Here is a 20,152-nt window from a genome sequence, read left to right on the forward strand (position 1 = left end):
GAAGCTTATGAGCCATGGGGGACAGCACGGTTTTCCTTCCTCCAACGCTGCTCTTCTGGGGTGTTAGGCAATGGAGGTTTCAGGCCATTGACAGTCCACAGTTCAAACGGTGTTTCATCGACGTGCAACTCCCAGCGAAGTCCACGTGCAGCGACAAACGGCTCCAATATTTTTGCGCAGCCTTGAAGAAATCTTTGTTGAGCCTCTGCATCCTTAATTGAGCGAGCTAGGTGCGCGATGGTCACTCGAACGAAATCATCTGTCGGCTCGCCTCCAATATAGAAGCTGGACTTGGATAGCTCATGGAAGAGCACATTGACATAGAAGCGTGGGAGAAAGCTTTCATACATGCCAGTGATGCGCTGTGCAATAGATTGCTTGTCTTCTTCTGAGAACGCTTTTGCGGGATGGTAAATTTTCCAGAGGGGCATAGTGAACTTTCAGTGAGTTGAACAAGCTCAGTGGCTACCGCTTACGACACGGCGATTTCTGCAACAACGCCTCGGACGTTTAAGACTGCGTTTACGCCTTCTAGTTTGTGAAGCGGTACTTCCGCTTGCCCCAGCTAGATTTACTCATTTGGCGAGCCTATCGCACTGGTAGTGCCTGAATTGCGTAACAGCGCCACCTGACGCGACATCGCGACCGAGGCATCCATTCCCTGTCTTTATTTTTTGGGCTCAGCCTATTTTTTGATACAGCCCAAAGAAACGCAGGTTATTAGTATTTATTCTTTAAACAAAAAATGTACCATTTGTAAGAGATAATCCTGTATTGAAATTTGTTTGCAATATTTGCCTGCCAATCTCATTACGCCGTTTTATCTCACGTCCCCCGAAAGGGCTGGTACTCATTTCATATCAGAGAGATTTCATGAACAAGCTCAAAATTGCCGTTAGTCAATCTGTTGCCGAAAGCTTCATTACGGATTACGAGAAAATTGATGCAGCCATGACCGATTTCACCAATGTAGCTGCCGTAGTGGGCTCCAGAGAGCAAGCGCGGGAATTATTGGCAAGTATTGACGGCACGGGGTTTGAGATTCCATTTTTCCTGGCACTCCAGGATGATGATGAAGTTCCAGAAGGATTATTCAACCGGCTGAGCGGCGTCATTCAAATGGACCGGGGAAATCGGCATCACTATGGCCGCAAGATCACAGCCGCAGCTGACAAATATGTGAGCGAACTGTACCCACCCTTTTTTCGTGCTCTTACCGAATATGTCAAACATGGCAACTCGGCATTCGATTGCCCTGGGCACCAGGGCGGGCAGTTTTTTACCAAACATCCATTAGGTCGACAGTTTTTCCATTTTTTTGGGGAAACCTTGTTTCGTGCGGACCTGTGCAATGCAGACGTCAGGCTTGGCGATCTACTGATTCATGAAGGTGCGGCTCTGGATGCGCAAATGAATGCAGCACGCATCTATAACGCAGACAAAACCTATTTCGTACTCAATGGAACCTCCACTTCCAACAAGGTTGTCACCAGTGCACTGTTGGCTAAAGATGATTTGGTGTTATTTGACCGCAACAACCACAAGTCCATTCATCTCGGTGCCTTGGTATTGTCGGGCGCACTTCCGGTTTATCTGGAAACAGCACGCAATCCTTTTGGATTCATAGGCGGAATTGACGCACATTGCTTCGATGAAGCCTATATCCGCGATGCTATCCGTTCAGTTTCGCCAGAGAAAGCCGACGCAGTACGCCCTATTCGTTTGGCGGTCATTCAACTAGGAACCTACGATGGCACCATTTACAACGCGCGCCAGGTTGTAGACCGTATTGGCCATCTCTGTGATTACATTTTGTTCGACTCTGCATGGGTCGGTTATGAGCAATTCATTCCCATGATGCAGGCCAGCTCGCCACTCCTTTTGGAGCTGGGAGAAAACGACCCTGGCATTTTCGTAACCCAGTCCGTTCACAAGCAACAAGCCGGGTTCTCGCAATCGTCGCAAATCCACAAAAAAGACAAGCACATCAAGGGGCAACAGCGCTATGTCACTCACAAGCGCCTCAATAACGCCTACATGATGCATGCATCCACGAGCCCCTTCTACCCGATCTTCGCGGCACTGGATGTGAACGCCCAAATGCATGCGGGTGCTGCAGGGCGCCAGTTGTGGCGTGATTGTGTACGCGTCGGTGTCGAGGCGCGCAAACTCATTTTGCGCAACTGCAAGCACATACGCCCTTTCATTCCCTCCATGGTGGATGGTCGCCCCTGGGGCGAATACGACACGGAAATGATCATTGACGATTTGCGCTTCTTCAAATTCCAACCCGATGAACGCTGGCATTCATTTGAAGGTTATGCACGCAACCAATACTTTGTCGACCCCTGCAAATTACTGCTAACAACGCCGGGCATTGACAGCCAAAGCGGTGGATATGCCAGCTTCGGGGTTCCTGCATCGGTGCTGGCACATTACCTGCGCGACAACGGTGTAGTGCCTGAAAAGGCCGATTTGAACTCCATCTTGTTCTTGCTGACGCCCTCTGAACGTCTTTCGAAGATGCAGCACTTGGTGTCTTATCTGTGCCGATTCGAGCGACACCTTGAATTGGACAGCCCCATGCAAGAAGTGCTGCCCACGGTATTTCACAAGCATCCAGAGTTTTACAAGGACTACACCATCCGACAGGTATGCCAACGCATGCATGACTTCTACAAAGGCTACAACATGCAAGCCTTGCAAAAAGCCATGTTCCGTAAAGCCGAATTTCCCGCCCAAGCCATGACCCCTTACGACGCCAATGCGGAACTTGTGCGCAACCATGTTGAGCTGGTGCCGCTGTCGGCCATCGAAGGACGGATTGCAGCAGAAGGCGCACTGCCTTACCCGCCAGGAGTGCTGTGCGTGGTGCCGGGCGAGGTATGGGGCGGCGCTGCACTGCAATATTTTCTTGCGCTGGAAGACGGCATCAACCAGCTCCCCGGTTTTGAGCCTGAAATCCAGGGCGTCTACTTGCAAACAGAAGCCGATGGCTCGCGTCGCGCCTATGGTTATGTGGTGAAACACTAAAAGCGGCTAACACCACTTCCCTTTGAGACCAGCCAGAAGCATTTATGCTTCTGGCCCTCATGGCAAGACAATCCGTTAGCAAAGAACTGTGGCGACAGCTACAGCCCCTAACCCCCGCCTTTACGCCTTCCGTCAAAGGTGGCGCACGCAAGCTCACCGTGAGCGATAAAGCCGCCCTCAATGGCATTCTGTTCATACTGTAAACAGGCATCCCGTGGGAAGACTTGCCTCAGCCCTTGGGTTACGGCAGTGGTATGACCTGCTGGCGGCGCTCGCGTGACTGGAATGCCAATGGCGTCTGGCAGCGGCGTTGTTGCAGAAATCGCCGTGTCGTAAGCGGTAGGCTCAAGGTATGAGTCAGCCCAGCAAGCCCCGCTACCGCACTACCAACTGGAAGCAATACAACGCCTTACTCAAAGCACGAGGTTCATTGACAGTATGGCTGGACAAGCGCATGTGCTGGTTTGCCGCTGCTAGCGGCAAACGCGGGCGTAGCCCGAAGTTCTCGGATGCTGCTAATCTGTTTTTTGCAATGGCACCGGCCATCTTGATGGAAGGGTTTGGTTTTTCGCCCTTGCAACTCGCACTTTTTTTCGCGTCCACCGTCTTTGTTGTCTTTGGCGCTGGTCTGCTCGCTCCTCGACTTGCGCACCGGTTTGGCACACTGCGCGCTGCCGTGCAGGCATTTTCATTGCCTTTGCCGCTGGTGCGACCTTGCTGGCTGCCTCGGAGCAGGTGTACTACTTTTCGGCGGCCTTGACAGTGTTTTTGATTGGAATGGGCCTGATCAATCCCTTGGGAACTGCCGTGACCCTGCAACCCTTTGGGCAAAACGCTGGGGCAGCCTCTGCCTTGCTGGGCTTCCTGTAAATGGGCTGTGCTGCTATCTCCATTGCAATTACCTCCGCACTGCCGCTTTCTCCCTACTTGGCATTCAGCGCCGTCATCGCCACCAGCTTGCTGATGGCGTTGGTGACGTTTGGGGCCGCAGTAAAGCGCTGAACGTTAAAGCTCAGGCCACATCAGATTGAGTAGCGTGAGCCGCTGCGGGAGGCGGTACGCCTTCTTGCTCCGCCAATGAGCCAAGGATCTTGTCCCGACACACAGCCAAGATTTCATCGGCAAGTGGTGAATCATCGGGACAGGCCCGAGACATGACCAGTGCCCCGACGATATGCGCAAAGGTGTCGATGGACTTGGCCCGCGCCTCGTTATTTCCTGCTCGCTCCGAGGCCGGACATTCCTTCTCAAGGGCCTGCAGCAAGCTTTCGATGCCTGCAGCAAATGTCCTCTTGACCTCTTGCGTCTGGCGCGCTGCATCGGAGCCCAGAGCGGCCATGGTGCAGCCTGCCGCCCGATTGTCACGATGCTCACGAGACAGATAGCTGTTCACAAAAGTCGACAGGTCAATACCTTTCGTCAACTCTACGGTCTGCTCTATCCCGCAAGCAGCAGATTCCGCCATCAAGTCCGTCTTAGAGCGGAATTGTTTGTAGAAACCGCCTTGAGTGAACCCCGCTGCCGCCATTAAGTCGACCACGCCCACGCCATCGTATCCACGCTCGCGAAACAACGCCGACGCCGTTTTCACGACATGTGCTCGGTTTGCCTGCGCCTGTGCTTTGGTGAGCTTCATTTTTCTACCGTGGAGTGTCTGTGTGCATGCGGAGCCTCTACTATATATTAATTACGATCGTAATTAAAGTGTTGACTTTTTAGATTACGATCATCATCATTGAGTCTTCTAGAACATTGCTGTGGATGCAACATGACTGAGAAGACGCTTTTTCAACCCTATGTCTTAGGTGATCTGGTACTGGCCAATCGCGTTGTGATGGGACCGCTAACCCGCAACCGCGCCGTTTCTGGCTTGGTGCCTAATGAACTTGCGGCCACCTACTACGCACAGCGCGCTTCGGCTGGCTTGATCATTTCGGAAGCAACTCAGGTCTCCGCACAGGCGCAGGGCTACCAAGACACCCCCGGTATCTACACAGCCGAGCAGGTCGCTGGATGGCGCAAAGTCACCGACGCGGTGCACGCCAAGGGCGGAAAGATCTTTGTGCAACTGTGGCATGTGGGCCGCGTGTCCCATGTGTCCGTGCAGCCGGATGGCGCAGCGCCTGTAGCCCCCTCTGCCATCCGAGCACAAACCAAGACCTTCGTGAACAATGGCTTTGCGGAAGTATCTGAGCCCCGCGCACTGGGCCTAGATGAGATCCCAGGCATCGTGGAGAGCTTCCGCCAAGCTGCCGCCAATGCCATAGGTGCAGGCTTCGATGGCGTGGAGGTGCATGGTGCCAACGGCTACCTGCTGTAGCAATTCATCAAGGACGGAGCCAACCAACGCACGGACGCATACGGCGGCTCAATGGAAAACCGTGCACGACTGTTGCTAGAGGTGACCGCTGCCGTTGCCCAGGAAATTGGGCCTGAGCGCACCGGTGTACGCATTTCTCCAGTCTCCCCCGCCAATGGCATCTCTATCAGCGAGCCACAGCCTCAGTACAACTACATCGCGGAGCAACTCAGTGCCCTCGGCATTGTCTATCTGCATGTCGTGGAAGGCGCGACAGGCGGCCCCCGCGATGTCGCGCATTTTAACTATGACGCGCTGCGCGCTCGCTTCAAGCAAACCTACATCGCCAACAACGGCTATGCCTACCTGAAGGAGATAGGCCAGCCCACTCTGATCGTCAACGGCCACAACGACATCATGGTGCCGAGCATCAACTCCTTCACGTTGCAGCAGCATATTCCCAACGCGCAGCTCATCCTGTACCCGGACTCTGGTCATGGCTCGCAATTCCAATACCCAGAACTGTTCGTCACCCAGACCGCTCTTTTCCTGGATGGACAACAGGCTGCCTGACCTCACGCCTTCCCCCTGATCTTCCCAAACCATTTCTGGATATAGAACTATGACTAATCTGCCTACAGCCTTGATCACCGGTGCGTCTTCCGGCATCGGTGCGACCTACGCTGAACGCTTCGCCCGCCGTGGCCACAACCTCGTCATGGTTGCCCGCGATAAAGCTCGCATGGACGTCCTCGCCTCCCGCTTGCGCGAAGAGACCAAGGTCACCATCGACGTGATTCAAGCCGACCTTACACAACAGGAAGACCTGGCTGAGGTCGAGACGCGTCTGCGCGAAGACACGTCGATCGGGATTTTGATCAACAACGCTGGCATGGGCCAGTCCGGGGCTTTCGTCCAACAGAACGCGCAGAGCATTGACCGTCTGGTAATGCTCAACACCACGGCGCCCACGCGCCTCGCTGCAGCAGTCGCTGCGCGCTTTGCTCAGGAAGGCAAAGGCTCGATCGTCAACATCGGCTCGGTTGTTGGCTTTGCTCCCGAGCTAGGCATGACGATTTATGGCGCGACCAAGGCATTTGTACTGTTTCTCTCACAAGGTCTGAATTTGGAACTAGGGCCGAAGGGAATCTATGTGCAAGCAGTGCTGCCGGCGGCAACCCGTACTGAGATCTGGAGCCGCGCCGGCATGGATATCAACACACTGCCAGAGTTGATGGATGTCAACGAACTGGTGGATGCCGCACTCATTGGCTTCGATCGCAAGGAACTGGTGACGATTCCGCCTCTGCATATCGCAGAGCGTTGGAATGAGCTGGACCAGGCGCGACAAGGACTGATGTCCGAAATCCGTCAAGCGCATGCCGCTGAGCGCTACCAGCCGCAGGCCTGAGCGTTTTGACCACCTAACGGAGACGATATGTTCAACGAGTCCCAAGTGCGAGCGTATTGTCTCGCAGCGCTTGCAACGCTGTTTCTGCCGAACGCATCGGCCACGGATTGGGCCACATCACGCAGTGTGGAGATCAAGAGCAACGGCAATTCTTCAACGCAATGGAAGAACGTGCTGACCCAGGTTGTTTCCGCAGGTGGTGTGGACTACGCCTACCGCGAACTGGGTCAGGAAAACGGCGGAGCACCTGTGGTATTGCTGGCCCACCTAGCTGCGGTCCTGGATAACTGGGACCCCCGTGTCGTAGACGGCCTTGCTGCAAAGCATCACGTCATCGCGTTCGACAATCGGGGGGTAGGCGCATCCACGGGGTCAGCTGCCCACTCGATTGAACAGATGGCCGATGATGCTACTAGCTTCATCAAGGCCAAAGGGTTCCAAAAGGTCGATCTTTTGGGCTTCTCCATGGGGGGATGATCGCCCAGGAGATCGTGCTCAAGCAGCCACAACTGGTGCGCAAGCTGATTCTGGCGGGCACGGGACCTGCAGGTGGCCCAGGCATCAGTTCGGTGGCAGGCGTCGCGAACTATGACCTCTTGCGTGCGATCTTCAGCGGCCAAGATCCCAAGCAGTTCCTGTTCTTCACACGCACGCCGAACGGCATTGCGGCTGGCAAGGCCTTCCTGCAACGATTGCAGGAGCGCTCAGAGAATCGCGACAAGGCCATCAGCTTTGGCGCGTACATGGCGCAGTTGCAGGCGCTCAAGGCTTGGGGCGAAAAACCAGCGGTCGATCTGTCGGTGATCAAGCAGCCTGCGCTGGTGGCAAACGGTGATCACGACCGGATGGTACCCAGCAGCAACACCTACGATCTGGCCAAACGCCTGCCCAACAGCGAGCTGGTCATCTATCCCGATGCGGGTCACGGTGGTGTATTCCAGTATCACGAAGACTTTGTGCCCAAGGCTCTTACCTTCCTCGCACAGTAATGGCTAAACGACAGCTCCGCAGCGACACAACAAAGCAGGGGCTGACGATGGGGCGACACAAGGCACTTGCGCATGGCCGCCTTAGTAACACACAAACAGGAGCATCATGAAAGCCCTCACATTTAAACGCTACGGCAAGACCCCAGAGATCGGCATCACCGAGGTGCTTCGCCCAACACTTCGACCCAATGAAATGCTGATTGAGGTGCATGCAGCAGGCTTAAACCCTATCGACAATATGATCACGACGGGAATGTTCAAGCCCGTGCTGAAGTTCAAGCTTCCCGCCGTCATGGGCAGCGACCTGGCCGGAGTGGTGGTTGAAGTGGGGAGCAGTGTGACCCGCTTCAAGCCAGGCGATGAGGTCTTTGCCAGCATCTTTGATCAAGGCACCGGATCACTTGCCGAGTTTGCGGTAGTTCCCCAGCATCTGGCTGCACGCAAACCTGCCAATCTCGACTTCGTGCAGGCAGCGTCTGTGCCTATGGTTGGGTTGACTTCCAGGCAAGCTCTGAAAGAACGTGCCAACGTGCAGACAGGCCACAGAGTATTTATCCCTGCAGGCTCGGGCGGTATCGGCACGTTTGCAATTCAGTTGGCCAAGCACCTCGGTGCCTATGTGGCAACGACCACAAGTACCGCCAACGTTGCGTTGGTCAAGAGCCTGGGCGCGGACGATGTGATTGACTACAAAAAGCAGGAGTTTGAAGAGGTACTGCGAGGATACAACGTGGTACTGGGGACAATCCGCGGGGATGCATTGGAAAAGTCGATTGGCATCCTCAAGCCCGGCGGCAAGATAATTTCGCTGATTGGTCCGCTGGACGCTGCATTTGCACAAGCCCGCAAGTTGAACTTCGCTCTCAGACTAATCTTTGGCCTCATAAGCAGAAAAATCATCCGAATGGCAGCAAAGAAGGACGTGGACTACTCGTTTCTATTCGTGCGACCTGACGGCGAGCAGTTGGACGAAATTGGCGCGCTTCTTGACGCCGGTCATATCCATCCGGTTGTAGACAAAGTGTTTCCGTTCGATCAAGCGAAGCAGGCCCTTGAGTACTTGTCCCAAGGACGCGCCAAAGGCAAAGTCGTAGTGCGTATGCAATAGGAATGCAAAAAACAATGCACTCCATGATGCAAGTCCTGAGCGACATACAGGTAGAGGGAAGATTTTTCGCTAAAGGCAGCCGATTGCAAGTAGTCGAAGCAGGCGATAGCTGCTTGGTGTTGCCAGACCCCGACACCCACACTACGCTTTGCGCGGTGCCAAGAAAGAACCTAAGCCGATTGACACTGTTCCGTTTAATGTTGGTGAACCATCGAGTTGGCCTCATGAGTGAACAGAAGCGATGGGGACTCGACGCGAACGACGTTTGCTTGAGCGTTGCAGAATCCGCACCAGACTGCGAGATACTCGAAATCGATGAAATTTCTTCATGATTGATTCTCCCTAGCCTTTGAATTTCGCCTCGGAGGTAGCGCTACTAGCGCTTCACAGCCGCTAGGTTGGCGGCAGAAAATGCGCAAACTGCTCGCCGCATCGCTTAGATACTTCGCTGGTTGACCCGCTTGGACAGTTCTTCGGCGCTTTCACGGCGCTCGCTATAGCGATTCACCAGATAATCGGCACAGTCTCGCGTCAGCAGTGTGAACTTGACTAGTTCCTCCATCACGTCAACAACTCGTTCGTAATACGAAGACGGCTTCATCCGCCCAGCCTCATCAAACTCCGCGAACGCCTTAGCTACGGACGACTGATTGAGGATGGTGATCATGCGCATCCAGCGGCCCAGCACGCGCATCTGGTTGACCGCATTGAAGGACTGTGAGCCTCCCGAGACTTGCATCACTGCCAGTGTCTTGCCTTGTGTTGGCCGCACAGCTGCGACAGACAAAGGAATCCAGTCAATCTGCGCTTTGAGAATGCTGTTCATGGCACCGTGGCGCTCTGGAGAAGTCCAGACCATGCCCTCGGCCCATTGGGCCAGCTCGCGCAGTTCCTGGACCCTAGGGTGATCCTCAGGGGCGCCGTCGGGAAGTGGCAGGCCACGCGGATCGAACATCCTCGTCTCGACACCCATCTTGCGCAGCAGCCGCGCCGCCTCCTCGGTCAGCAGTCGGCTATAGGAGCGGTCACGAACCGAGCCATACAGCAGCAGTATGCGCGGCGCATGCGTCGCACGCTGTGCGGGCAGCAGGCCTTCCAGACGGGGCTTTTCAAAGACTTGTTCGTCGAGGTTCGGTAGATCAGCGCTTGCCAATTCGGTTTCCTTTCGAGTCAATGACGGCTTCCCCATTCTCTTTGGAGAATGCGGCCTGTTGAGGCTGCGGCAGGATGTCCAGCACGGCCTCCGAGGGACGGCACAAGAGGGTTCCCAGAGGGGTGACCACTATCGGGCGATTGATAAGGATGGGGTGTTGGAGCATGAAATCAATCAATTGCTCGTCCGTCCATTTGGAATCGCCCAAGCCAAGCTCGTCATACGGCGTACCTTTTTGGCGCAACACATCGCGCACTGGCATGCCCATGGCCTGGATCAGGCCCACCAGGGTGGCGCGATCAGGCGGCGTCTTGAGATATTCGATGACCGTGGGCTCCACCCCGCTGTTGAGGATCAGGGCCAGGACATTGCGGGAGGTGCCGCAAACAGGGTTGTGATAAATCGTGATGTCGCTCATAGCGCTAGATTCCCGTTGCAAAGATTCATGACGCCACGCTGAGCCGCAAGGCCAAGGCAGCAAGGGTGATGAGCAGCACGGGCAGTGTCAGTACCGCGCCGACTTTGAGGTAGTAGCCCCAGCCAATCGTTGTGCCCTTCTTGCCCAGCACATGCAGCCACAGCAAGGTAGCCAAGCTGCCAATCGGCGTGATCTTGGGGCCCAGATCGCAGCCGATCACATTGGCATACACCATGGCCTCCTTGACGGCACCGCTGGCTGTGGAAGCATCGATGGACAAGGCCCCAATCAAGACCGTAGGCATGTTGTTCATGATCGAGGACAGCACCGCAGACAACACGCCCGTGCCCAGCGATGCGGTCCACACGCCACCGGCTGCAAACTGATTCAGCAACACGGCGATGTAATCCGTGAGGCCCGCGTTGCGCAACCCGTAGACCACCAGATACATACCCAGTGAGAACACCACGATCTGCCAAGGCGCGCCATGGAGCACCTTCCTGGTGCTGATGACATGACCACGAGCGGCGACAGCCAGCAAGATCGCGGCCCCCACGGTCGCCAAGGCACTGACGGGAACGCCCAGAGGCTCCAGAACAAAAAAGCCAATCAGAAGCAAGACCAGCACGACCCAGCCGGCCCGGAACGTGGCCCGGTCTTTAATCGCAGCCGACGGCTGTTTGAGTTGGGCCATGTCGTAGGTGGCAGGAATATCGCGTCGGAAAAACAGTAGTAGCACACCGAGGCTGGCCAGGACCGAGACGATGTTGACCGGCACCATCACCGATGCATAGTCGTTGAAGCCGACCTTGAAAAAGTCAGCGGAGACGATATTAACCAGATTGGAGACGATCAGCGGCAGGCTTGCTGTGTCGGCAATAAACCCGGCAGCCATGACAAACGCCAGCGTCGCTGCCGGAGAAAAGCCCATCGCCACCAGCATGGCCATCACGATGGGCGTGAGAATCAGGGCCGCTCCGTCATTGGCAAACAGAGCCGACACGGCGGCACCCAGCAGCACAATGAAAGCAAACAGCTTGATGCCGCTGCCTCCACCCCAGCGAGCAAAGTGCAATGCGGCCCATTCGAAGAAACCAGCCTCATCCAGCAAAAGGCTGGTGATGATGATGGCGACAAAGGTCGCCGTGGCATTCCAGACGATATGCCAGACCACCGGAATATCGGCTAATTGCACGACCCCCAGCAGCAACGCGACAGTGGCCCCGATTGAGGCGCTCCAGCCAATCCCAAGGCCGCGCGGCTGCCAAATGACCAGCGTCAAGGTGCAAATGAAAATCAGAATGGCCGTCAACATTGAACTGTTCCTCGCAACAACCGCTTCAGCAGTGGCACGAAGCCGTAGCGTCTGGGATGCAGGCTGCGCCCTGGCAGCAGTTCTCGGAGAGATAGGCCAGCAGGCCATTCATGACAGGGAACGCCGCGCGATAAAGCACATTGCGCCCCTGTCGCTCCTGGCTCACGAGTTCAGCATGGGAGAGTTCCTTGAGGTGAAATGACAGTGCATTGGGGGCGATACCCAACTGCTCAGCCAATGCACTGGGAGTCAGACCTTCTGGCCCTGCAACTACCAACGCACGAAAAACGCGCAGGCGTGCTTCATGGGCCAAAGCGGAGAGAGAGCGGATAACTTGGGTTTCTTGCATTAAATAATAATACAACTATTGTTGAATAATTATATAATTTTCGTTGGCGTTGGCGTTGGCGCGGATGACTTCTGTACGGGTAGGTCATATCGTCACATCAAATGGCCGCTTCTGGGCGGTCACACTTGTATTTAGACATTGCTGATAGCTGCCCTCTCATGCCAGGCTCGTGTATCGAAATATCTGCTGTCTGGCTCATCTTTCGGTCAGAATCTGGCATTGAGATAGATGGTATAGCTCTGCTCCCTGTGACGAGAATACGCTCAGTTACCGATGCTCACAGATGACCATACTTAGACAATTGGTGACCACCAGTAGCTGCTTGTGACTTGGCAAACATTTGGATAGGTTGTTGCTGCAAGCAATCATTTCAAAACCGCAGAACGCCTTTTCCTTTGATTTGTTGAATATGGAGCCTCTTCAATAGAATTACTCTGTCGCACTGCAAAACAAATCGCAGCTGTACAATTAACGACATGTCGCGTGCAATCCAGAGACCTTCTCTGCGGAGCGCATTGCTGCTGCTGATCATGGCGGCGCAACTGCTGATACCGCTTCTGCACGGCCACTTCGGGACTCCGAATCAATCTGGCCTGCATGTTCACACGACACCTTCCAGAATTGCTGATTCTCATTTCCATCTGCTCACTGGGCACGACGCTCTCAGTGACCACGATGTCCATCAAGCTCAATCCGAGCCTTTTGAGGTTGACGTGCAAAATGCACTGCAACCACTAGATCTGCTCCCTGTCCCACTGTTGGCCGTTATTGGCCTAACTCTGCTGACTTGGGGTCTGCGTGCCTCGCTCATGCGTTGCACTGCCACAAGGCCCACATCCCCCCCCGAACCGGCGCACAGACTTTCACGCTGGCAAGGCCGCGTCATACGACCGTCTCCGGCCCAAGCTCCGCCTCAATTTTCCTGACCTCCCAGGCCCCTCGCAGGCTTGCCAGCATCCATGCAAGCGCATGGATGCATGTCTTTTCTTTTTCCGGAGTCAGGAATGTTCTTCCACGAATGGCTGTTGGCCGGCGCACTTGCGCTGCCAGTCGCAGGCATGGCCGCCGAGGCCGTGTCTCTATCCCCTGAGCAGGCGCGTACCTTGGGCGTGCGCTTCCAATCCATCCAGAGTTCTGACGAGCTCAATATTTCTGCTCATGCACGTGTGGTTCTGAGACCCGATGCTCAGGTTGTTGTGGCTGCGCCTTATGCGGGGGCGCTGCCACGTGTGCTGGTAGCTGTAGGCCAGTCCGTGCGAGCGGGTCAGCCCGTGGTGACTTTCACCAGCCCTCAGCTTTATGAAGCGCGTCGCGCAGTGGCGGAAGCCGAGTCACAGTCGCGGCTGGCACAGCAATCCCTGACGCGAGACCGATTGCTCCATGAAGACGGCATCATCGCTGCCAGTCGATGGCAGTCAACACAGGCACGCGCCACAGAGGCTGCGGCCATGGCACAAGCCCGACGCGCCGAGCTGGCTTCCAGTGGTGTCAAGCTGGCTGGGAATGAGGCGCAGTTGCTGACAACACGAGCAGGCATTGTGACTGAAGTAATGGTCCAACCAGGCGCACGTGTCGATGCATCGGCACCCTTGGTCAGAGTGGCTGATCCCAAGGCGTTGGAACTTGATTTGCTACTGGGTCGAGAGGTTCCACTGCCCGCTGTAGGTGACAGTGTGCAGGTCATCACTCGCGGCGCCGCAGGCCGTGTCGAGGGTATTGCACCAGTTGGCGACGGTAGCGTAGGGATGCGTGTGCGTGTTGCGCTAATCAAGAACGGGGATCTGCGCTTGGGAGAAAGTGTTACAGCCATATTGACGTTGAAAGATTCAGACACGGAAAAGGCGCAGTCGAAAGCAGGAAACCGTCTGAGCATCTCCGCCTCAGCACTGGTGTATAGGCAAGGCCAGACCGGTGTGTTCATTCGCACGGGCAAGGGCGTGCGCTTCGCCCCCTTGTCGGTGGAAACCAGAGACGAAGCTACAGCCGTGGTGCGCGGAGTGCTCCCAGCAAATGCGGAGGTTGCGATTGCAGGTATCGCTGCGCTCAAGAACCTGCTGTCCGGAGGTCAGTGATGCTGGCTAGGCTGATCGATTTTTCGCTGCGTCAGCGGGCTTTAGTGCTACTCGCAGCCTTGGCACTGGCACTGGCAGGCGCCTGGGCCTATGTGCATCTACCCATAGATGCGTTCCCCGACATCTCACCAACCCAGGTCAAAGTGATTCTGAAGGTGCCGGGCATGACGCCTGAAGAGGTGGAGCAGCGCGTCTCCACGCCCGTAGAGCAGGAGCTACTGGGTCTGCCGCACAAGACCATCGTGCGCTCGGTTTCCAAGTACGGCATCAGCGACGTGACTGTGGATTTTGCCGAGGGTACGGACGTCTACTGGGCTCGCCAGCAGGTCTCCGAAAGGCTGGCCGGCATACAGCGCGACCTGCCTGCTACCGCAGAAGGAGGGCTGGCCCCCATCACCACGCCGTTGGGCGAGATGTTCATGTTTACGGTTGATGGCGACACCTACTCTCTGGCCGAACGCCGACGTGTGCTGGACTGGGTGATACGGCCGGCCTTGCGCACTGTCGCCGGCGTTGCCGACGTGAATGCCTTGGGTGGTGTGGTACGGGGCTACGAGGTGATTCCCGACCCTGCGAGGCTGCGTGCGCGTGGCGTGACCTTGGACCAGTTGCGTCAGGCACTCGAAGCCAACAATCGCAACGATGGAGCAGGCCGACTGGACCGAGGTGAGGAGCATTGGGTGGTGCGCGTGGAAGGTGGCGTGCGCGGGCTCGACGATTTGCGGGCCGTCGTAATCGTTCCGGCCAGAAATGGACAGGTTGCAGCCACGGTAGGTGATGTGGCAACGGTACGCCTGGGCGAGGCCACTCGCAATGGCGCTGTGAGTCGCGACGGACATGGGGAAGCCGTCCAAGGACTGGTTCTGGGACTGCGCAGCGTAGATGCTCGAAGCCTGGTCGATGCAGTGCAGGCCAGACTGGACGAACTGGTACCGCGCCTGCCCAAAGGGATGAGCATCCAGGTGTTCTATAACCGAGGCGAACTGGTTTCGCGTGCCGCTGGCACTGTGGTGCGCGCATTGGTCGAAGCCAGCGTGCTCGTAGTCGTCATCCTTTATCTGTTCCTTGGCGGCGTGCGCGCTGCATTGGTAGTGGCGGCCACACTCCCTCTGTCCATGCTGGCCACATTCCTACTCATGCGCTACGTGGGCCTGACGGCCAATCTGATGAGCCTGGGGGTCTGGCCATTGCTTTAGGCATGTTGGTGGATGCCTCGGTGGTGGTGGTGGAGAACATCGAGACAGCACTGGCTCACAGTCACGAAGATGCGTCTTCGGCAAAGTCCGTGGACCGTTTCGGCCTGATCCGGGATGCCGTATCGGCAGTGTCTGCCCCCATGCTGGCAGGCGTTTCCATCATCGCCATTGTGTTCCTGCCGCTGCTGACGCTGCAAGGCCTGGAAGGCAAGCTGTTCGCGCCAGTCGCCCTGACCATCGTTCTGGCCCTTGGCGCCTCTGTACTCATCGCATTTACTGTTGTTCCAGCACTGGCTTCACTACTGTTGCGCTCGCATGCCAGTGATGCGCCCTGGCTGATGCGAAAACTGGCGGGCAGCTTTGCCTGGATGCAGGCCTGGAGTCTCGCGCACCGACGCGCAGTATTCGGCATCGCCGTGGCAACACTCGCTGGTGCGGCGGCCCTGTATCTGTCCGTCGGCAAGACCTTTATGCCGACCATGGACGAAGGCGATCTTATCGTTCAGTTGCAGAAGGCTCCGTCGATATCGTTACCCGCTTCTTTGGATATGGACCAGCGCGTGCAGCAAGCGCTGCTTAAAGAAGTTCCAGAAATTCGCTCCATCGTAGCCCGCACGGGCTCAGACGACCTAGGGCTGGATCCAATGGGCCTCAACGAGACCGACACCTTTCTTGTGCTCAAGCCACGTGCTCAATGGCGTGGCAGCAAGGAAGATATTGCAGATGCCATCCGCCGCGTGATGGAAGGCTTTCCGGGCCTGATCTACGGCTTTACGCAACCCATCGAGATGCGCGTGTCCGAGATGCTGACCGGCTCGCGAGGCGACGTGGCCATCAAAATCTTCGGCGCTGACTTAGCCAAGATCGATGCTGCAGCCCAAGCGATTGCTGCACGCATGCGCACCATCTCCGGTGCCGCCGAAGTCATTGCACCCAGCAACAGCGGCGTGCAATACCTGCAAGTCGTTCTCAATCGTGCTGCACTTGGTCAATCCGGCTTTTCTGGTGATGCCTTGCAGGCCCAGTTACGCGCATTGATTGAGGGCGATCGTATAGGCATCGTGCCCGAAGGCATGGTACGTACGCCGCTACTGCTTCGTGGTGGAACGGCGCTGCGGCACTCACCCGAAGGCCTGGCAAGCCTTCTTGTGACCGCCCCCGACGGGACCACCTGGCCACTCACTTCGCTAGCGACACTTTCCCCTCAGGACGGACCGGTACGTATCGACCATGAGGACGGAGCACGCTTCGCCGTGGTTCAGGTCAATGTCGAAGGACGCGATCTCGCAAGCTTCGTCAACGAGGCCCAGGCATCTGTGACTGCCGACCCCGCCCTCAAGGATCTGCGCATTGTCTGGGGCGGCCAGTTTGAAAACCAGCAGCGCGCGGCCGCCCGCCTTGCGTTGGTCGTGCCTGTGGCGCTCTCGGCGATCTTCGTGTTGCTGGTTCTCACCTTCCGCTCAATGCGACAGGCCTTGCTGGTCATTGCCAACATTCCGTTCGCACTAGTGGGAGGCATGGCGGCATTGCGCATCAGTGGCGAATACCTGTCGGTGCCCGCCTCTGTGGGCTTTATTGCACTACTGGGCATTGCCGTGCTCAACGGCGTGGTGCTGGTTTCGCACTTCAACGCACTGCTGGCGTCAGGGATGGAGCTGACCCAGGCTGTACGCCAAGGCGTGCGCGACCGCCTCAGGCCTGTGCTTATGACGGCCTGCATCACGGCCCTGGGCATGGTGCCGCTGCTGCTGGCTACTGGCCCTGGCTCGGAAATTCAGCGTCCGTTGGCCGTCGTCGTGGCAGGGGGATTGATCAGTTCCACGGCTCTGACCTTGCTGTTGTTACCACTGCTGTTTGAGCGCTTTGGCGTAGCACGCAGTGCTAAGGGAGTACAAAAATGAAAGCTGCAAACGCTTTTTGCAATAGAGCCCTGGGTAACTCCAAATCGTATTTTTTGAGTTTGCCTATGAAAAATCGTCTGCTTCATGCCTGCGTCGCAGTTCTACTTTTTACGAGTGCAGCCCAGGCTCAGAGCTACCTGCCTTCGGAAGCGGCAGTGCGCGTGGCAGTAGAGCAGTCGCCCACCGTGCAAGCGGCCGACGCAGCACGAAGGGGCGCTCAGGCTCGAGCCGACGGTCTGCGCGTTGGCACTCATGAAACGGTAGTCAGAGCTAGTGGTCAGCGCCGTTGGACCCATGATGGCTCCGGTCAGCGCTTTACTGAAGGCCAGATCGCGATAGAGCGACCACTGCGACTTTGGGGAAAGGCCGCAGTTGATGCAGAGCTAGCCGAGGCAACTAGAGCCACAGGCCGTTTGGCAGCGCAAGACGCCCGGCACGAAACGGCACGTCAGTTGCTGGCTTTGTGGTTTGCGGCTCTACGCGCCGGTCAGGCCCGCCAGGCGGCGCAGGGCAATGCCGATGCCGCTGCGGAATTGGCCCACATCACCGAGCGTCGCCTGCGTGCTGGCGACGCGGCCAGACTTGAAGCCGAGTTGGCTGCCGCCGAGCAGGCCCGCATGCAAGCAGCACTGGCAGGGGCGGAGGCCGCACAGACCTCGGCAAGGGCCGATCTCTGTGCGCGGTTTCCCGATCTGTGTCCCATGGCCAGCACTTCCACTGATGCGGCCACCTTGCCCACACCCCCGAGCGGATCAGAGACTCAGCTGCGTTTGCGCTACATAGAGCACAGCCATGAGTATCTACTGGCACAGTCCGAGGAGGCCTTGGCACTGCACCAGGCTCGCCGCACGGATCTCGAGCGCCGCCCCGATCCCACAGTCGGAGTGTTCGCGACTAGCGAGCGTGGTGGCTCTGAACGTATTGCAGGCATCAGCATCAGTTTGCCAATAGGTTCGGTACATCGACAATCGCAGGCAGCGGCTGCGCTGGCAGATGCCGACGCGGCACTGTCACGCCGTTTGGCGGTGGAAAGGCGACTGGGCGCTGAGTTCGATGTGCTCTGGAGTCAGTTGAAAGGAAAGCGTGCGGCAGCCACGGCACAGGCTCAAACAGTGACGCTTCAGCGCAGTGCGACCGACCGAGCAATGCGAGCCTATCGTGCCGGTGAATCTGGATTAGCCGATCTGCTGGCGGCACGCCGGGTGCTCGCTGAGGCAGTGCTGGCTGAGCGCATGTCACACATCGACACGCTGGAGAGCGACAGTCGTCTGCGGCTGGACTTGCATGAGATGTGGGATTTTGATGATTAATGCAGCCTGGATCTACCCTCGACGTTTTCTGCCCTGCAATCTGAATCAAACTAATTCGACGCAACGTGATGAATGACGGATATCAACACGTTCTTCGCCGAAAGATAAGGAATCAACAATGACCCGTTCAGACTCATATCCTCGCTCGCTGGTGCTGTTGCACTGGCTGGTTTTCGTCGCAGCAGCGCTCGCAGTCGCTGCCATCGAGCTCAAGGGCTTTTTCCCAAAGGGGTCAGCTGATCGTGCGCAAATGACTCTATGGCATGAGAGCTTTGGCCTCGCCGTATTGCTGCTCATGACAATCCGCCTTGTGGTGCGCGCCAGCGTCCAAGTGCCGCCGCTGCCCCCAGGTCCTCGTTGGATGGAGATTTCTGCTCACGCTATGCACTGGTTGCTGTACCTGTTGATGCTGGGTATGCCGGTGCTGGGCGCATTGGCCTTGGCTTGGTCTGGTAAGCCCATTGCTTTTTTCGGGGCCTCTTGGACATTGCCGTTGACTGTCGATGTGCCACTGGGCCGCAGCATTAAGGAGATTCACGAGGCAGGAGCGAACTTGGTATTCGCTGCCGTGGGTCTTCATGCAGCCGCCGCTCTATGGCACCAGTTCATAGTTAAGGATGACCTTCTGCTGCGTATGCGTTGAGCTTTGACTATGTCAATGCTGATGAGGTCAATGTATGTCAGCCCAGCCACAGTAGAGACAGGCTAGTTCCTGCCACCATTGTGGCTAGGCCCAGGCTGATACGTGTTCCATACTCAAACGCCAAAGCGGACTTGGCCGTTGCACTGGCAGCAAGAATTAGAACGACTCCCCATTGTGCGGTTCTCAGTGGAAGATTTCCTGAGGCAAAGAGCTGCCCTAAACTTGCAGCAGCTGCATGTAGTTCGGCTAGGGCACAACAAGAACCACGGTGCTACCAAAGATATGTTGCAGCCAAGCGGACAGAAGCAAAATACAAGCAATTATTACGGCAATCAGTAATGCGCTTGAAAGCTTGAATACTCGGTCTGTCTTAAATTCAGTTTGAGGTGATATTTCTTGCCTGTTCAACAAGGCGTTGTTGCACAAATCCGTCTGAGGTTGAGTTACCCCCTGACCCCAGACGCAGCTATGCCACGACCACCGTCTGCGGACGCCCTAGTTCGGTGAACCGATTGAGGACGAGAGCGCGGATGTGCCGCTCATTGACTTGCCGCTCTAAGGTTCTGGACATCACCCGCTCGCCCAGTCGTTTGATACAGTTCATCTCGGTCTCTACAAGGCTGCGTCAGTGGTAACCACTCCACACTTTCCATATCCTTCGGCACAGGTGTCTGCATGCGGCGATAGTCGCATTCCGATACACAAAGGCGGTGCCTTTGCGTATTCGTGCATTCTTCCTCGGAGGAGTGATGGGAACGGCACCTCTTTGGATGGCTGCTTCATAAACCGGCTAGGTATGCCAGCGGCGGTACACCGCGATTCATCGAAGACCCATCCATCCGTGTATCTGACATCCGCTTCGCCGTGGACTATCTGCAGTCGCTGCCCTATGTGGATGCTGAGTGTATCGGTGCCATCGGGGTGTGCGGCGGCGGTGCCTACACGGTGCATGCCG

General features: G+C 56.6%; 13 protein-coding genes and 6 pseudogenes. 11 read left to right on the top strand and 8 right to left on the bottom strand.

Annotated elements, in window-relative coordinates; all coding sequences use genetic code 11:
* Window positions 1-5: 5 nt before the first annotated feature.
* Window positions 6-431: a tautomerase family protein gene (locus CLU84_RS09870; protein WP_099737019.1), complete on the bottom strand. Its 426-nt coding sequence runs from the start codon at window positions 429-431 to the stop codon at window positions 6-8.
* 442 nt (window positions 432-873) lie between these two features.
* Between CLU84_RS09870 and CLU84_RS09875 the strand changes: the two genes are divergently transcribed.
* The 3 genes and pseudogenes from CLU84_RS09875 to CLU84_RS09885 form a co-directional block, all read left to right on the top strand.
* Window positions 874-3,033 (top strand): ornithine decarboxylase, encoded by a 2,160-nt coding sequence (locus CLU84_RS09875; RefSeq protein WP_099737020.1) that lies wholly within the window; start codon window positions 874-876, stop codon window positions 3,031-3,033.
* A gap of 59 nt (window positions 3,034-3,092) precedes the next feature.
* Window positions 3,093-3,341 (top strand): annotated as a pseudogene (locus CLU84_RS09880) (transposase); the annotation flags it as partial.
* Between the two features lie 44 nt (window positions 3,342-3,385).
* Window positions 3,386-3,559 (top strand): annotated as a pseudogene (locus tag CLU84_RS09885) (transposase); the annotation flags it as partial.
* A 486-nt stretch (window positions 3,560-4,045) separates the two neighbouring features.
* On the opposite strand, the gene CLU84_RS09895 reads toward CLU84_RS09885, so the two are convergent.
* A complete protein-coding gene (locus tag CLU84_RS09895) occupies window positions 4,046-4,669 on the bottom strand; it encodes a TetR/AcrR family transcriptional regulator (protein ID WP_099737021.1) in 624 nt (207 codons plus the stop codon).
* Window positions 4,670-4,801: 132 nt separating this feature from the next.
* On the opposite strand from CLU84_RS09895, the pseudogene CLU84_RS09900 reads away from it, so the two are divergent.
* From CLU84_RS09900 to CLU84_RS09915, 4 genes and pseudogenes are all read left to right on the top strand, one after another.
* Window positions 4,802-5,905: pseudogene (locus tag CLU84_RS09900) on the top strand (alpha/beta fold hydrolase).
* Between the two features lie 49 nt (window positions 5,906-5,954).
* Window positions 5,955-6,743 (top strand): SDR family oxidoreductase, encoded by a 789-nt coding sequence (locus CLU84_RS09905; RefSeq protein ID WP_099737022.1) that lies wholly within the window; start codon window positions 5,955-5,957, stop codon window positions 6,741-6,743.
* Between the two features lie 27 nt (window positions 6,744-6,770).
* Window positions 6,771-7,732 (top strand): annotated as a pseudogene (locus CLU84_RS09910) (alpha/beta fold hydrolase).
* A gap of 106 nt (window positions 7,733-7,838) precedes the next feature.
* Complete coding sequence (locus CLU84_RS09915) at window positions 7,839-8,840, top strand: NADP-dependent oxidoreductase (RefSeq protein ID WP_099737023.1); 1,002 nt, start codon at window positions 7,839-7,841, stop codon at window positions 8,838-8,840.
* 436 nt (window positions 8,841-9,276) lie between these two features.
* On the opposite strand, the gene arsH is transcribed toward CLU84_RS09915, so the two are convergent.
* Genes arsH through CLU84_RS09940 form a run of 4 tightly spaced genes read right to left on the bottom strand, consistent with a single transcriptional unit; the run spans window position 9,277 to window position 12,075 of the window.
* A complete protein-coding gene (arsH, locus tag CLU84_RS09925; protein ID WP_099737024.1) occupies window positions 9,277-9,993 on the bottom strand; it encodes an arsenical resistance protein ArsH in 717 nt (238 codons plus the stop codon).
* Window positions 9,980-10,411 (bottom strand): arsenate reductase (glutaredoxin), encoded by a 432-nt coding sequence (gene arsC, locus CLU84_RS09930; protein WP_099737025.1) that lies wholly within the window; start codon window positions 10,409-10,411, stop codon window positions 9,980-9,982. The genes arsH and arsC overlap by 14 nt, the downstream gene beginning before the upstream one ends.
* Window positions 10,412-10,436: 25 nt before the next feature.
* A complete protein-coding gene (locus CLU84_RS09935) occupies window positions 10,437-11,726 on the bottom strand; it encodes an arsenic transporter (RefSeq protein ID WP_099737026.1) in 1,290 nt (429 codons plus the stop codon).
* 25 nt (window positions 11,727-11,751) lie between these two features.
* Entirely contained in the window at window positions 11,752-12,075 is a 324-nt protein-coding gene (locus CLU84_RS09940; RefSeq protein WP_099737027.1) for a helix-turn-helix transcriptional regulator, read from the bottom strand.
* A gap of 1,004 nt (window positions 12,076-13,079) precedes the next feature.
* On the opposite strand from CLU84_RS09940, the gene CLU84_RS09950 reads away from it, so the two are divergent.
* The 4 genes and pseudogenes from CLU84_RS09950 to CLU84_RS09965 all read left to right on the top strand — a co-directional run bounded on the left by CLU84_RS09950 (window position 13,080) and on the right by CLU84_RS09965 (window position 19,197).
* Window positions 13,080-14,147, top strand: a complete 1,068-nt coding sequence (locus tag CLU84_RS09950) for an efflux RND transporter periplasmic adaptor subunit (RefSeq protein WP_099737029.1) — start codon at window positions 13,080-13,082, stop codon at window positions 14,145-14,147.
* Window positions 14,147-17,244, top strand: a pseudogene (locus CLU84_RS09955) (efflux RND transporter permease subunit). Before CLU84_RS09950 ends, CLU84_RS09955 begins: the two are co-directional and overlap by 1 nt.
* A 65-nt stretch (window positions 17,245-17,309) precedes the next feature.
* The gene (locus CLU84_RS09960; RefSeq protein ID WP_099737030.1) at window positions 17,310-18,554 is read left to right on the top strand and encodes a TolC family protein; all 1,245 of its coding nucleotides are present in this window, start codon (window positions 17,310-17,312) and stop codon (window positions 18,552-18,554) included.
* A gap of 118 nt (window positions 18,555-18,672) precedes the next feature.
* On the top strand, window positions 18,673-19,197 hold the full coding sequence (locus tag CLU84_RS09965) for a cytochrome b (RefSeq protein WP_099737031.1): 525 nt from the start codon (window positions 18,673-18,675) through the stop codon (window positions 19,195-19,197).
* Between the two features lie 246 nt (window positions 19,198-19,443).
* On the opposite strand, the gene CLU84_RS22380 is transcribed toward CLU84_RS09965, so the two are convergent.
* Complete coding sequence (locus CLU84_RS22380; RefSeq protein ID WP_369826827.1) at window positions 19,444-19,623, bottom strand: DUF4010 domain-containing protein; 180 nt, start codon at window positions 19,621-19,623, stop codon at window positions 19,444-19,446.
* 40 nt (window positions 19,624-19,663) lie between these two features.
* Window positions 19,664-19,981, bottom strand: a pseudogene (locus tag CLU84_RS09975) (IS5/IS1182 family transposase); the annotation flags it as partial.
* Window positions 19,982-20,152 lie beyond the last annotated feature (171 nt).

It is taken from the genome of Comamonas sp. 26 (assembly GCF_002754475.1).
In the GTDB taxonomy this organism is placed as follows: Bacteria; Pseudomonadota; Gammaproteobacteria; order Burkholderiales; family Burkholderiaceae_C; genus Comamonas.